The organism is Nostoc sp. FACHB-892, assembly GCF_014698795.1.
GTDB lineage: Bacteria > Cyanobacteriota > Cyanobacteriia > Cyanobacteriales > Nostocaceae > Nostoc.
On sequence record NZ_JACJTR010000038.1, the window covers coordinates 46,001 to 59,666 of the forward strand.

The 13,666-nt window shown below is 41.0% G+C and carries 22 protein-coding genes; 14 read left to right on the top strand and 8 right to left on the bottom strand.

Going from position 1 to position 13,666, the window contains the following annotated elements:
• Positions 1-6: 6 nt before the first annotated feature.
• Positions 7-327 (bottom strand): hypothetical protein, encoded by a 321-nt coding sequence (locus tag H6G96_RS31230; protein WP_190916857.1) that lies wholly within the window; start codon positions 325-327, stop codon positions 7-9.
• A gap of 122 nt (positions 328-449) precedes the next feature.
• Between H6G96_RS31230 and H6G96_RS31235 the strand changes: the two genes are divergently transcribed.
• From H6G96_RS31235 to H6G96_RS31270, 8 genes are all read left to right on the top strand, one after another.
• Positions 450-959 (top strand): hypothetical protein, encoded by a 510-nt coding sequence (locus tag H6G96_RS31235; RefSeq protein WP_190916859.1) that lies wholly within the window; start codon positions 450-452, stop codon positions 957-959.
• A 65-nt stretch (positions 960-1,024) separates the two neighbouring features.
• A complete protein-coding gene (locus tag H6G96_RS31240) occupies positions 1,025-1,345 on the top strand; it encodes a hypothetical protein (RefSeq protein WP_190916861.1) in 321 nt (106 codons plus the stop codon).
• The gene (locus H6G96_RS31245) at positions 1,335-1,775 is read left to right on the top strand and encodes a hypothetical protein (RefSeq protein ID WP_190916863.1); all 441 of its coding nucleotides are present in this window, start codon (positions 1,335-1,337) and stop codon (positions 1,773-1,775) included. Before H6G96_RS31240 ends, H6G96_RS31245 begins: the two co-directional genes overlap by 11 nt.
• A gap of 3 nt (positions 1,776-1,778) precedes the next feature.
• Positions 1,779-2,069 carry a hypothetical protein gene (locus H6G96_RS31250; RefSeq protein ID WP_190916865.1) on the top strand — a complete coding sequence of 97 codons (291 nt, stop codon included), beginning with the start codon at positions 1,779-1,781 and terminating at the stop codon, positions 2,067-2,069.
• Between the two features lie 4 nt (positions 2,070-2,073).
• Positions 2,074-3,615, top strand: coding sequence for a hypothetical protein (locus tag H6G96_RS31255; RefSeq protein ID WP_190916867.1), 1,542 nt, complete (start codon positions 2,074-2,076; stop codon positions 3,613-3,615).
• Positions 3,534-3,932, top strand: a complete 399-nt coding sequence (locus H6G96_RS31260) for a hypothetical protein (protein ID WP_190916869.1) — start codon at positions 3,534-3,536, stop codon at positions 3,930-3,932. The genes H6G96_RS31255 and H6G96_RS31260 overlap by 82 nt, the downstream gene beginning before the upstream one ends.
• Before the next feature lie 63 nt (positions 3,933-3,995).
• Positions 3,996-4,295 (top strand): hypothetical protein, encoded by a 300-nt coding sequence (locus H6G96_RS31265; RefSeq protein ID WP_190916871.1) that lies wholly within the window; start codon positions 3,996-3,998, stop codon positions 4,293-4,295.
• A 201-nt stretch (positions 4,296-4,496) separates the two neighbouring features.
• On the top strand, positions 4,497-4,685 hold the full coding sequence (locus H6G96_RS31270) for a hypothetical protein (protein ID WP_190916873.1): 189 nt from the start codon (positions 4,497-4,499) through the stop codon (positions 4,683-4,685).
• A 164-nt stretch (positions 4,686-4,849) separates the two neighbouring features.
• Here H6G96_RS31270 and H6G96_RS31275 read toward each other — a convergent pair whose 3' ends face one another.
• On the bottom strand, positions 4,850-5,104 hold the full coding sequence (locus H6G96_RS31275) for a hypothetical protein (RefSeq protein WP_190916875.1): 255 nt from the start codon (positions 5,102-5,104) through the stop codon (positions 4,850-4,852).
• 153 nt (positions 5,105-5,257) lie between these two features.
• Here H6G96_RS31275 and H6G96_RS31280 point away from each other — a divergent pair, with 153 nt between their 5' ends.
• Positions 5,258-5,437 (top strand): hypothetical protein, encoded by a 180-nt coding sequence (locus H6G96_RS31280; protein WP_190916877.1) that lies wholly within the window; start codon positions 5,258-5,260, stop codon positions 5,435-5,437.
• Positions 5,438-5,696: 259 nt separating this feature from the next.
• On the opposite strand, the gene H6G96_RS42525 is transcribed toward H6G96_RS31280, so the two are convergent.
• Positions 5,697-5,819: a hypothetical protein gene (locus H6G96_RS42525; protein WP_277932993.1), complete on the bottom strand. Its 123-nt coding sequence runs from the start codon at positions 5,817-5,819 to the stop codon at positions 5,697-5,699.
• Positions 5,820-6,095: 276 nt separating this feature from the next.
• On the opposite strand from H6G96_RS42525, the gene H6G96_RS31285 reads away from it, so the two are divergent.
• Together H6G96_RS31285 and H6G96_RS31290 are read left to right on the top strand one after the other, a co-directional pair.
• Positions 6,096-6,257 carry a hypothetical protein gene (locus tag H6G96_RS31285; protein ID WP_190916879.1) on the top strand — a complete coding sequence of 54 codons (162 nt, stop codon included), beginning with the start codon at positions 6,096-6,098 and terminating at the stop codon, positions 6,255-6,257.
• A 348-nt stretch (positions 6,258-6,605) separates the two neighbouring features.
• The gene (locus H6G96_RS31290; RefSeq protein WP_190916881.1) at positions 6,606-7,931 is read left to right on the top strand and encodes a serine hydrolase; all 1,326 of its coding nucleotides are present in this window, start codon (positions 6,606-6,608) and stop codon (positions 7,929-7,931) included.
• Positions 7,932-8,191: 260 nt separating this feature from the next.
• On the opposite strand, the gene H6G96_RS31295 is transcribed toward H6G96_RS31290, so the two are convergent.
• On the bottom strand, positions 8,192-9,457 hold the full coding sequence (locus H6G96_RS31295) for an AIPR family protein (RefSeq protein ID WP_190916883.1): 1,266 nt from the start codon (positions 9,455-9,457) through the stop codon (positions 8,192-8,194).
• 628 nt (positions 9,458-10,085) lie between these two features.
• Between H6G96_RS31295 and H6G96_RS31300 the strand changes: the two genes are divergently transcribed.
• Positions 10,086-10,277 (top strand): hypothetical protein, encoded by a 192-nt coding sequence (locus tag H6G96_RS31300; protein ID WP_190916885.1) that lies wholly within the window; start codon positions 10,086-10,088, stop codon positions 10,275-10,277.
• A gap of 644 nt (positions 10,278-10,921) precedes the next feature.
• Complete coding sequence (locus H6G96_RS31305) at positions 10,922-11,119, top strand: DUF2811 domain-containing protein (RefSeq protein ID WP_190916887.1); 198 nt, start codon at positions 10,922-10,924, stop codon at positions 11,117-11,119.
• A gap of 526 nt (positions 11,120-11,645) precedes the next feature.
• Here the strand turns inward: H6G96_RS31305 and H6G96_RS31310 are convergent.
• The 4 genes from H6G96_RS31310 to H6G96_RS31325 form a co-directional block, all read right to left on the bottom strand.
• Positions 11,646-11,807: a CopG family transcriptional regulator gene (locus H6G96_RS31310; RefSeq protein ID WP_190916889.1), complete on the bottom strand. Its 162-nt coding sequence runs from the start codon at positions 11,805-11,807 to the stop codon at positions 11,646-11,648.
• A 32-nt stretch (positions 11,808-11,839) separates the two neighbouring features.
• Entirely contained in the window at positions 11,840-12,067 is a 228-nt protein-coding gene (locus tag H6G96_RS31315) for a hypothetical protein (RefSeq protein ID WP_190916891.1), read from the bottom strand.
• 120 nt (positions 12,068-12,187) lie between these two features.
• On the bottom strand, positions 12,188-12,463 hold the full coding sequence (locus tag H6G96_RS31320) for an HU family DNA-binding protein (protein WP_190916893.1): 276 nt from the start codon (positions 12,461-12,463) through the stop codon (positions 12,188-12,190).
• A 145-nt stretch (positions 12,464-12,608) separates the two neighbouring features.
• Positions 12,609-12,917, bottom strand: coding sequence for an HNH endonuclease (locus H6G96_RS31325; RefSeq protein ID WP_190916897.1), 309 nt, complete (start codon positions 12,915-12,917; stop codon positions 12,609-12,611).
• 211 nt (positions 12,918-13,128) lie between these two features.
• On the opposite strand from H6G96_RS31325, the gene H6G96_RS31330 reads away from it, so the two are divergent.
• Positions 13,129-13,666 (top strand): alpha/beta hydrolase (locus H6G96_RS31330; RefSeq protein ID WP_242063464.1); only part of this gene is annotated, 538 nt, incomplete at its 3' end.

Sequence of the window (13,666 nt, forward strand, 5' to 3'; positions counted from 1 at the left end):
TTTAGTTTATTCCTCCGTAGGTATTACTGATTCGTCTACTAAAAATGTTTCCCAATCCACCGTTTCGATATCGAACACGTCTTTCAAGCCGTTGTTTTTGAGTATGTCTGCAACTAGTTCACTAACCGTAGAGTGATTGATAGCCGCTTCTTGCTTTAAGTCCTGACAAACTTCTCGCCAATTCCCATTGCTGGAAACCCGATCAATCAAAATTGCTTCTGCCATACGAGTTTTGCTTACTCCTCTGGTATGTCCCCATAGAATCAGGCGTATCTCTTTAACTAAGGGAAGGTTAACGGAAAATCTTCGGTCGCGTTTATCTGCCATGTTTATGATGCCAATTAGATTCCATAATTATACTTTTTAGCGTCCTATTTCCTAATTTTAATGCTATATCAAATAAATGGATGCTAAAATAACACCATTACTTGCATAAATGGAAGCATTTTATGGAAAAAATTAAACAATTCCTTCAACCCTACAATATAGAAGCCACTGAGTCAGAAATCGCTAACCTCTGTGCCCAAGTTGACGCTGACATTAATCAATTGACCGATCAACAAGCCCAAGCGATCGCTATTCAGATTCTTGAGCAAAGGCAAGCAACCGGGAAATTAGCCACTAATGGCAAGTCCAAAAATGGCAACGGTAAACTCGGTAAAAACTCCCCACGTCGTAAATCCACTCCTCCATTGCAAGGAGCGATCGCTCATGCATCCCAGGTTTCAAACCAAGAAATTCAATCTCTGGAGGATGTTCTAACTCAAGGGATTGACGCTTATACAAGTGATAAAGCCGACCAATTGTTATCAACGATTCGCAATGCTCCCAAGGACGTGGTGAGTAAGTTTGTCTCTAAGGCGATGGAGGAAGAAGCTGACGTAGATTCCTTTCGTGCAATCGGTAACGAACTCGTTGCGGGTATTTTCGGCGCTAACTCAAAGGATGCAGCCGAGTAAATTAATTGGATTAGCAGCAGTACTGAATCTGCTGCTATTAACTCTTGTATTGGGCGTGGCAATCTATGGAGCAACAACAAGAAACTCGTCACAGACCATTGAATATTCACCTGAAGAAGGACGGCGAGTTGAATCTGTCGGGAGTGACATTAAAAAACCTGACACCAGAGGAATTCCTAATCGTCCAACAACTTATTGATGAGTCGAGAGTGCGATCAAACAACGCCAACAGAGTTGAAGAACTAATGCAGCGAGGTTTGATGGCTCAAGGGGTGATTGCAACCTTCGCTATTTTGATGTTCTCGTTCATCAGCATCTACGGTATTTCTCGTTACATCGGTCAACAAGTTCAACAAATTCAGGAGACGTATAGCAATGTTAGGTAAATGGCTTCCTGGTCTATTCGGTAGCAAAAATGATGGTGTAGTTTCAACAGATTTGAGAGTGGGAGATGCTACTCAAATTGAAGGAAATTTACCTTCATCAATCCGCGATCGCTACACGTTACCTGCTTACACTACAGCAAAGCAGGTTCTAGATGAAGCAGAAGTGGCTGGTACTCTAAAAGCACAGAAGTGGTTGCACACAAAGTTTTCCCGGCACAAGCTCAAGCAGTTGCAATCCTTGGCAGAGATGTATAAAAACCAATTGGCATATTCTCAAGAAGCTATGAAGGTTGAGGAGGATTTGCAGCGAACCAGAGGATTACATGGGGAGGCGGTAATTCGTCATGCTTTCGGTTCCCAGGAACAACAACGCCAGTTGGGGGGATACGAAAAAGCATTTGATGAAGTGGGTGACTCATTCAGATTCTAGATTATGCAAAGTATCAAGCTCTCTCATATAGGATATGCAGTGTGTGGGGTTGGCTTCTCTATGTTTATGGGTTATTTATCCGTTGCCAGCCCCGTTAGTCGATACATTCTTTGGTTTATTGGCATAATCTCCATCTGCTGCATATTTCTAGGGTTATTCAACTTTGGCGGATTAGTTGTTAAAGGTTTTGGTTTCAACCGCAAAACTTTCACCATTGGGTTAATGCCTGGGGTGATATTTCTGTTTGTCTTCTTGACTTTAGTTGCAGCCGGTGTTGCGTTGGGGGTGAGGTAAGTTTATGCCATTTGAACTAGAACGACTAACTGCCAGTGGGGTGATTCATGCAGAACGGACTATCTTATGTTCTTTAGGAGCGAGTGCAGTAATGTGTCTATCTGCTCCTTTTTTCTTAAATACTGACCGAATAACAACCGGGATGCTACTTGGTGCTGGGACGCTCAGTGCTGGACTGTTTGGGGTATCTGCTCAAATCAGCGAAAGCAAGGAAAAGGTGTACAAGTCTTTGCAAGAAGCTGACCTCAAATCACTTAAGCAACACTTGCAGGGGCAAGCGGCTTATGATTATGTCACCACTGCAATCGATGCCAAGCGCCAAGTTGCTGACTATGTGAATCGTCTCCCCGTTAATGAAAGACCCCGGTGGATTGCTGAATATCAGTTGCAAGGTTTGGTGACACTTCCCGAACCACCAGCACAGCAATCACCCTCACCGACTGGTATTCCCAATCCTGATATTGCCGACATTGATGAAGAGTCGGTTCAGTCGGTGATTAATCCGGGTTCCATGAAGGTTTTACAAGCGATTGCTGCTAATTATCCTGACTACATCAGAATTGATGGTGCTTGGTTAGATGAACTGTGTGATGCTGCATCACATCAAGACATGACCCTTCGCAGTAACCACCATTTTTACCTGTCTGGCGGCACCCAGTCTGGTAAATCAACTTTAGCAGGGGTGATTATCAACAAAATTGCTGCAAAATCTCAAAGTCCAGCAATTGTCATCGGCAGCGATCCAAAAGATGATGTCACCAGATGGCTGTGCAAGTTTAGCCGTAAGTTTGATGGGATGAAAGAATTAAGAAATTGGATTACCTTTGCCACAGACCAAATTGACAAGCAGAAAGCAAGAGTATCAATTGTTGGTGGTGAATGTCAGGGTGTCCCGGAATTATTTCTTGCCCAAGACGAGGTGGACTCTGTATTTGGTGGTGGTAAGGGACTTCCAGGAATGGTTGATGCTGATACTGCCAAGGACTTGCAAGGTTTTTGGAACTATATCATCAAATTCACCGCCGGACTTAAAGGACATGGGGTCTTTATGGGGCAATCCCCACTGTCTGGGGAAACCGGATTTAGTCGCCCATCTTTAAAAAACGTGTGCTTTATTGCTATGGGGCAGACATCAAATTATATTCTTGACCATCCCCAGGATTTTGTAAATGTGAAAAAGGAGATTCTTGAAATCTTGCGGCAGGCTTGCGAAATGTTGGATAAAGCCGGAGTTCGATATGCCCTAGCGATTCCCACTCGGTCTAATCCCTTTGTTGCCCTAATCCCGGAATTTGATATCAAAGGTCTGGAACAAAAACAAGATTCCAAACCGAATGGTGACACTGTTAATAGTTCTAAAAATAATCAGCAATCCTCACAACAGCAGATTGACTGGTATGAAGAAATTAGAAAATGGGCAACAGAATTAGGAAGAAGACCGCATTTTCAGGAAATTAAACAGAAGTGGCACGAATTAACGGGGCAAGAGTTAAACGAAAAAGGCGTTACCCTACTGCTGGAAAATCTCGGCTACCCAGACAATTAAACTGGAATGCTCGATATGGCAATCCCAAAGAGTACAGAAAACAAGTAGCGATCGCTCACCGAAAAACTCACAATTATTGTGTAGTCTGTCTGACTAAGAAAAGTGAAGAAATCCATCACGCTTACTATGGAAATGACGTTATTGGAGTATCAACATTTCCTACGTGTATCTCTTGCCATGATGAAATTTGTCATAGTCAGCTTAATTGGATAAAAAGCCGTACTAACCCAGTTTGGGGCAATCGTAATACTGACGAATTTATTACGAGATTAAGGTTGGGATACCAATTACTTTATGGAGGAATTAAACGTGTCTAATTAGTTGGGCGGTATGATTAATTTTCCTAAAAATGAAGTTAAGTTAATTGGAGAAGAATTCTCATGTATAACGACGAATACGATAATTTGAGTTTTGAAGAACAATTACACCGGACTGAATCCCTTATCAGACAGCGGCACAATCAGCAGATGTTCTTGCGGCGAAATGCCCAATTGTTGCAGCAGGAGTTAAGCTTTGAGGCTGAATTGTTAGAAGACAATCCAGAATTAGCCCAGGTGATCCATTCTCTTAATATGCAGGAGATTCAGAATAATCAGCGAGGGCTAGAGAATGTTTTAGGTTCACAAGAATCAGCGTCAAAAGAGCAAAGTGCTTGGAGTAAGTTTTTTCCGGGATTGTAAGGTAATTATGGTGTGGACTAAATCAATTTCCTTAGATGTTGCCAACAAGCTTTTTGACGTAATTGGAGTTTATTTTTAGCAAAATGAATTAGAAGATGGTTATCTTACCAAGTATAAATATAAGACCATAATCAGACCAATTTTAACTGCTTACTGCATAGCTATGCAATTTATTACGGGGGTGTTAAGCAATACTTACCTATGCCATGTCTGAAAAACTTCTCTGGTTATGACCGCGATACCAAACAGTTTCTTAATTCTGCACTTAGCGATCAACATTCTTCTCACGCCAAAGCTAATTCTTCTAGTAGTATATCACTTATGCAAGCTCAACAGATGTTGTCACTGCAAAAGAAAATAAAAGCTAATTCAATTGATGAGTTTATCTAAAGCGAATTGAAATTAGACGGAGTTCGACCAGAGCTAATCCGTTTGGGAATTGAAAAATTACTCCAAAATTCTTCAATTAAATATAAGTTCAATGCCTGGAATAATCACAACTGAGAATTTACATCAGGAGAAAAATATCCAACCGAGGGTTTCATCAGAAAATTTCAAGCCGTTTTGATAATAACCCATTTCGACTTTTTGATATTGTTTAGATATTTGTCAGCGTAGCGGAAAGCTGCTGTCTTATCGTATTTTGCTATATTCAGTGCTTGTAACAATACAGATAAAGGAATTGCTACCTGTGTAAGCTTTTCGGCTAATATTACTGACTCTTCTTCTGTTGCTGCTACTGCCGCTTCTAATGGTTCAAAATCTATTTGCTTATTTCTACGGTTATCTAACATTGTAGTATCAGCCATAAATCCACCTTCAAAACTTGTATAATGCAGTTTTACTGAAAAGCAGCAGGAATGAATCCGTGTTTGTGCGGGACTTATTAATCAGCTAACTTCATGAATCCGCACAATTGCCGTAGCCAGCGCATCTTGTGTACAGTGACCAATTAAATTACATTGAGACAAATTCGTGTATTAGCTCTTTGGCAGAAAACTACAGCCAATCCAATTGATGAATTTATTCAAACTGAGTTGAAATTAGACGGCATCCAAGCAGATTTAATTCGCTTGGGAATCGAAAAATTGCTTCACAAGTCTCCTGTCAAATATAAATTTCGTGATTGGGATAGCAATTAAAATAATAGTTGTGTAGTTATCTGTTTGATAAAAGCAATTGTGTGCTCACCTTTATGGTTAAGAAAAGCTTTCGACAGTGAGCGAATGTTTCTTGACACCTAATCAATTCTTGTCTATTATAAGAACAAAGCGAGAAAGTCGTCGTTTGTAGCAAAGCTGTTATTAGGCGACAAAAAAATATTAATATTCTGAAAAATCTTCTCCGAAGGGCTTGAGTAATCGGAGATATTTTGCTATCAATATATCAAGTATGAAAGGTTTAAGTGTAGATATGACCGACGACTTTCTCGTTGCTCGTTGGTTCAGTTTCGCTTCTTACCTCTAGTGCCGAATAGGTCGTTCTAGGAGGAAAGTCAGCGTATAGTTGATGACTAGCCTGCATAAGTAAGCAAGGTTTTGATTATTGCTATACCCGGTTTTGGATTTGACCGTAGTTTCTACATAAAGATACTGCAATTTTAGTAATTTTTGTTGTCACTTCTTAATTGGTCGTTGACGGTGAGAGTTAAAGTATGTAATTCCTGGACGTGGAACTAGTGCAGCGTCTAACCTGGCTGCCGCGCACTTACCCAGAAGTGCCACCAAACTTAGTAATGGAAATCTAGCCTGTGTACAAACGCCTCTTTCTGAAATAGAAGAAGGTTTAATCTTATCTGCAATGAAAAACCACACTGGTATTCTGATAGTTCTAGACCAAGGCAGTGTCTTTACCTTTGTCTATTGGTCTAAAACCATAGCCAAATCTCCTTTTGAACAAACCCCTTCTCTGCCAGGGGTTACGCAAACGAGGCGAGGTATGGAGTTGCAGGTTCGGGTGTAGGGACAATACGGTTCGGTTAACAAAGTTATTTGTTGAGGCGAACAGTTCTTGAGCAGGCGGAAAACAGAAGTAGGAGAAGAGAAATTGCTACTCTCTTTCCTCCCCTGCACAAGAACTGCCTCAAAAGCTTATCCGAACCGTATTGGAGGCGATGAAATACAGCGTCCTTATTTGAAACCCCATTATTTAATTATGGGGTTCCCCACGCCCTACACCCTGTTCATTAACGCCTAAGAAACCCAAAAATACTCAATTATCAACAGGGAATAGCCTTAGAACATCTGCATAGTAGCTAGAAAAATTACTTCCTTGAAAGCCGTCCTTTTTGTAATAATTTCGGAGTTTTCGATGTCGACTAGTCATAACTTATCAAAAGCAATCGATGACCTTGTACAATCTGCATTCACTCCAAATGAACCTGGAGTGGCTGTTATCGTCACCCAAGCTGGTGAGGTTATCCATCGCAAAGGGTATGGAATAGCAAACTTAGAACTTGGAGTAACAATTGAGCCAGACATGGTTTTCCGTCTCGGCTCAATCTCAAAACAGTTCACAGCAGTCGCTGTGCTGATGCTGATGGAACAAGGTAAGCTCGATCTTGATGACCCAATTACAAAGTTTTTGCCCAACTACCCAACTCATGACTACTTAATAACAATAGAACATTTGTTAACTCATACTAATGGCATACAAAACTACACAGCAATGCCTCAGATGCACTCTTTACAGAGGAAAGATTTTACCGTTGAAGAGTTAATTGACTTTTTCAAATATCAGCCTATGCAGTTTGCACCGGGGAAGCGTTGGTTTTATACCAACTCTGGATACTTTCTTCTTGGCGCGATTATTGAAAAAATATCAGGGTTGACTTATGAGCAATTTGTTCAACAAAACATCTTTGATACGTTGGAAATGAAACAGTCTTGCTATGATATGCCACAACGTATTATTCCTCGACGCGCTTGTGGCTATCAAAAAGGAACTGACGGTTATCTCAATGCAGAATATATGAGTATGACAATACCTTATGCTGCGGGTTCATTGGCTTCAACTGTGGATGACTTAGCAAAATGGGATGCAGCACTTTACACATCTCAATTAGTTTCACAGGAAACGCTTAGACGAGCATTTACGACAACAAGATTAGTTAATTGTAATTATGGCTATGGTTGGTTTATTACCAATTATCAGGGACATCAAATAGTGGAACACGACGGCGGAATCGACGGATTCGCGGCTCACGCTATTCGGATGCCAAAGGAGCGTATTTTTGTCGCGGTACTCTCAAATAATCAGCACAAAGCGCGTGTACTTGAACCCCTGATAGTAAAGATTGCTACACATACTATTGGAAAACCCTATCAAGAGCCACCAACAATCCAGGTGAGTTCAGAACTTCTTGCTTCTTATGAGGGTGTATACCAATTTCATGACGGCGCTGAAATTACTGTTACCTGCCAGAACAATATCCTGTTCTCCCGACAAGAGGGTTGTCCTCCATTGGAGTATTTCGCAGTTTCTTCAACTGAATTTGTCTTTAAATCAAATAGCTTCCACCAGTATAGGTTCATAAGCAATGCCCAAGGGATGGTAACAGGAGTCGAATTACGGTATCGCTTAGATCCACCAGAACTAGCAAATAAAATAGCCAATGCTGTACCAGGATTAGTATAAAATACTTCTAATACATACGAGTGTCACGCTTGTAAAGATAAAACCTTTGCTAGGGATGGGTTTAGAGGTGTAGGCTGAGTGTGTTTAAGACAATTAAACTTTAGTTGCGTCAAGGAGTTCAACATTTTCTTGATTCCCCAATCCTGCAACCCCATACTCCACACCCTTTCATCCAGTTATATCAAGGGTTTATGCTTAACAAGCGTGCCATTCGGGACTAAAAGTCTTTCCCCTATACCTCATCCGCTGTTCAGTAAAAACTATTTAGGCACAGTGGTTGCGTTGAGTTCATCCCTTTTCCCTTTTCCCCTCTTGCTACTACCTTGTGTCACCTTGGATTCTGACTCTGCCTTACTGGAGTTAACCATTTTCACCAAGTGCTGATTTAGATAACTCTGCGCCGAAATGTACAAACTTTCCCAAATCTCTTGATTGCGGCTGATTTTTGTCCCGACTGTATTCCCTGCTGTTTTTTCCGACACCAAATATTTGCGGAAGTAGTTATTCCACAAGTGTTGCAGGAAATCTTCAGCGAATTCGTTAAACGGCAGAATCCATTTATAATCTTTATCTAGAAATACCCGATATGATGCAATTATCGGTAGTGCCAGGTCAGTTGGCGCACCAAACCCAAAAGAGTACTTGCTATCAGGCAGAAGCGTAGTTTTACGTATATCAATTGATGCTAAATCGTTGGAACCTTTTCTTCTGGGGCTGCTGATATGTTCTTGGATTATTTCGTACAGTCTTTGCTCTATCCACAAGGCATGAGTTAGCAAAGGCAATAAAGCGGTTAACCGTTCCCTTTCTGCGTCTGTGATGTTACTTGGAAGACTCATCCCTGCTGGGTGTTTGGTTCGTTTATTACCGTCGGGATTGTATTTATTTCTATCGAGGCAATAAAGGAGCTTGAGCAAGTGGGTGACATTACACTGGGCATTTCTGGGAGCGCCGCTTTGGTTTTGGTAATAGGCGATGCGGAATTTTCTATCTTCTGCTCTCTCTAACTGGACTAAATACTGCTTGATGAATTTGTAATCACCTCTAGCGTTGACTTTGGAGCGAGAATCAACTGGCGTTGTGGTGTTGGAGGCCAGGGCTATGTCTTTGGCTGATTCTTCAGTCAATCCGATGTGGATCGTAATTTTTACCCTAGCTTCGGTTAAATCGTATTTGTAATTTTTCGCTTGCTCAAATGCTAAAACTGTATGGCCACCGTTAATAATCCCATCGCTACCTCCCTCGTTAGCTTCCAAAATCTCCAGTTCTAGCTCGGTTTTATTTCTGTTGGGCTTAACTTTATTGGCTGACAGAACGATTCCACTGTGGCGGGAGAAGAATTTTTCGGGTTCGGTTGTCAGTGAGTCGAAGACTTGTCTGTAGGTCGCGCTTTTACGGTTGGGTTCCCTGATGTTGGGTTCTAGGGGGAGGTCTATAGGGAAGCTGTCTACTTGGGCTGTGGCGATAATGCAATTGGGGTTGGCTTGAAAATAGTTATCTATTTTAATATTCCAAGTCTTGGGCATACTTTATTTGTTGATGGAAGTAAATTCTATGTTAACCAAAACCTTGACCAAACAATTCGCTTTTTCGCCCGTTCCCAATGACGCTCCTACGTCGCTAACGCTGCGCTAACGCAATTGTGGACGTAATTGGATAATTGAGCCGCTAGGATACAAAGCAAATTTAATTCATTGATGGAAGATCAAGAAATGTGTAGCATAAATTCTCAGAGCAAGTGCCTGATGGCATGGGGCACTAATCGCGAATTGGTAATTGCTCTGACCCCGATATTGCTTGCTTGACACGCCTGAAAAGCTGAAATTCACAGCATCATTATACTTAATTTGTGCAGTGCCTAAATCCTAGCTTAGATAAAGAGTACTTAAACTCTTCATATTTAAGCACTCTCCTTATGAAAAGCTATTTTCAGCTATAAACAACAGCTTAGTTGCTGTATTTGGCTATAAAAACTAACTTAAGATAGACTATTATTCATACTTAAGTTAGTTGCAAAAAGAGCTAATGTAGAAAAACCTTTAGAACATTTATAACTAAGCTTGATCAGTTAATTTCGCTTAAAACGTATTTATACTCATTCTCGTAACGAGAATGGCTACTTTACTAATATTCAAAAGCGCAAGCCACAGTACTATGACTACCACCAAGATCCATTCAGTTGTCTGTATTCACTCTCGTGTTTTAACCGTATTTTACACTCCGTGTAGATGCTGGCAGTTTCGGATTGTTAGCCCCGATGGCACGGTATTCGGCGACTATCCGATTTACTATAGCGCTGAGGCAGCAGCAAAAGCTGGGCGTGATTCGATTTACCAAAACCATTGAAGTGGTTAATTCATTCGGTGGCAACCTCAGTGGCAAAAGTACTCTCATCGCGCCAGCAGGAGAGTTATCACTCGTAGCCTTTAGAGAGAAGGGAACTGTTCAAAGTAATGGCAGTTAACAAACCAATGACGCTGCAAATAATCTGTTGCGTTTTCAGCCCCTGGCAATAGCAGAGCTTACCTATTGTCGCTTTTTGCAATTCTTATCATTAGTTCTACTTTTTCTAGCAGATTCCACAGACTTTCTACAGCTATTTCTGCTGTTTTCCACAGGTGTTTTACAGGATAATCGGCTTCTGTTCACCCAATGGGTATTTTGTTATGTCTGTAGCAATCAGTCTGCTTTACTGAGTTATTATTACGTAACGTAAACAAAACTAACTTCTAACCCTAGCTTTCACGTAATTATTTATTTTTTCTATATTTATCTTTAATATTTTGCAACATTGACAAACTAAGCCAATCAGCACAAAATAAATCCACTAGCCTTTGCCGCCTGTTCCATTTTGAGCATCAACTGTATAAAACTATTCAGTTGTTAGTGCCAGTGGTTCGGCTAGCATTGAATGGGTGAAACTGTACTTGCACTGTATCACCTCTAGCTTGTTGTCCCTATTGATTTGCTTTTTCTGAAGCTTTTATTATATGAACTCAACCCAAAATATCTTTACTACTCTTCCCGAAACGCTACATCAATCTCTTAATACCTACTTAGAAAAACATCCTGATTGGGATGAACATCGTCTTATTACCGCAGCTATCTCCCTGTTTCTGCTGCAAAATGCTGATGGCGATCGCCGTGTTTCCCAAGTTTACCTTGAAGCTCTGTTTCGTCGCGGCTAATACTATTTCCTAGAAGTCACTCGCTTCTCTACGAGACGCTGCGCGAACGCTCGAATTCAAAATTATCAATTTCATTATTCAAACATTTTTACCTCATGCATAAATGCAGGGACACAGAACTTCAAGTTTATAAATCTTTCTCTCCATAAATGGATTTAGGGGCAAGTAAGCTGAATTAATTGATTCAAAATTACTGAGCTATTCTTCAATTCTGAATTTTGAATGCGTGAATTTTGAATTGTTTCTTCGGTCATGCTAAATAAAATTCAATTTCAAAGCCCTGGTAAAAATCCAGAGCTTTGTTTTATATATGGTTTACTAAATGCCAGCTAAAAACAGTTGCCAGCCCTTTCTATACACATAATACACATAATCAGCGTTGAATCACTTTGAGCTACTACTGCTGTTGAAATTTTATTTTACCAGCAGCTTTTTTAATAATGCGCTAGTAAGTGTAGTATCAATACTTGTCGGATTTTAGGGCAAAGGGAAAGGAAAACCCTTTACGCTTACCCTAGATGAATTCCTAATTGGCATTTTGTACTTCTTCAATTGGCACAGACCGAATTAATTCGCGGATTACATCGGTTGCTGGTCTACCAGTAATTGAACAGTATTTTTCTAATCTTTCTGCTTCACTTGATGTGAGATTGATTGTAAGTCGTTTAGCAGCCCATTTTTTATTCATACTATTGCTCCAAAAGTTAATAAGGTATGGCGTTAACCACCCCAATAACCTGCCAATTTGAGGACTACTTGCAAGGTAGATGGTGAAAAGGAGGTAAAAAGTGGAACTGTAACTATCGTTGTTGCCCCAGCAGCCGCCTCATTGTAGACACTTTGCCAAGCTTCTGGTTTGCTAGGAGATTGTCCATCAACTTGTGTACTAACACCTAACTTTAAGCCAAGTGCAGCTAAACCAACTAGTATTGTGCGACGTTTCAACATTATTTCTTGATACCTAATAGTTCGCCTTTGTTTATTGTGTAAGGTAAAGCGAAGCTGTCTTGAGAATACTAAGGGCTACGGTTTTGCGGTGATTAGATTGCTAATGGTCAAGCAATTCATCTATGGTGCTACTTTTTCTTTAAACAGCTTCCCAGGGGAAAACGCAGGAACTCTAGTAGCTGGAATGGTCATTGGCTCATTCGTTTTGGGATTACGCCCTTCACGCTCTGAACGTTCACGCCGCTCGAATGACCCAAACCCAACAAGCGTTACCTTATCCCCATTGGCTACAGCCTCGGTCACGACTTCTAAAAAAGCACTAATCACCTCATCAGCTTGCTTTTTTGTAATATTAGCCTTCGCTGCTACAGCATCCACAAGTTCACCTTTGTTCATAAATCACCCTGAATCATTGCTAGTAATCGAAATCTAGCATTATTACCTCTTATTCATAAAGAGGAAAAGAAATAATTTCTAGCAACATACGAAAATTAACAATGCTCAAAAAGCGTGAGCGCTCACATCTGCAATCGGTCAAATTTTAGCTAATTTTCTTTTGAGCAAACAGTGACAACTGTCCAGGAGAAATATTCCCGCGTCCAAATCGATGGTAGTAAAGGTGACAGCCACTGCACAGGCAAGCCAAGTTCTCCAGCCGATTGTCACTAGGGTCACAATTCCAGTGATGTACCTGAAGTGTATAAGCTTTGCGCTGGGATTTTGTCCAATCAGGTGGTTTTTCCCCAGGACGTAAGCAGACGTTACCACATTTAGTACAACGCCAATCACAGTCAGCTTTTAGCGCTGTCGCAATTTCTTTCCAATTGTCTGGATATACACCCTGAATCATGACGATGTATTTTTGCAATCTGATAGTTGACTTATCAATCAACAAAGCTTATCTTAAAATCGACTAAGTTAAAAGTGTTGTTGCAACAAGAATCTTTCGCCAATGAACAACTACATTCTTCTAGCTTTTATACCCGATACCGTTGCTGTTGTGAGGTATAGATAGTTGAGTTCGGTTAAGATTGTTCTTTGCAAGAGTTCTAATGAATAGCATGAGTAACTTTGTAAAGCCACCCGAAAGGCAAAAGACGATGCGACTGCATGATAATCGTAGCCTTGCGTGGTACGAATGGGGGCCTGTTAATGGCATTCCGGTTTTATTTTGCACTGGGGCTGGAATGAGCGGAACGCTCGGTTTTGGTGTGAACTGTCTAGCGGAACTCGGCTTGAAACTGATTGCGATTGACCGTCCTGGCTTAGGTTTGTCTGACCCACACCCTAACAAAACCTTTGATTCTTGGGTAGATGATACACAGGAGTTGATTCAGGCTAACGATCTCCATAATGTTCTGGTAGTTGGTTTCTCTCAAGGCGCACCATTCGGATTCGCTCTTGCAGAGTGCAGTTTCGTAAAAGCTATAGCGATTGTGTCGGGACAAGACGAACTTACCCATCCGCGTTTGAAACCCCTGTTGCATCCAGATGTAACAAGGATGATTGCTTCTCTCCAACAAGATCCTGTGGAGTTCGAGCAGCGCTTTACAAAAATAGTCACGCCGCATGGACTGTGGCAGTTAATTATTGGCATGA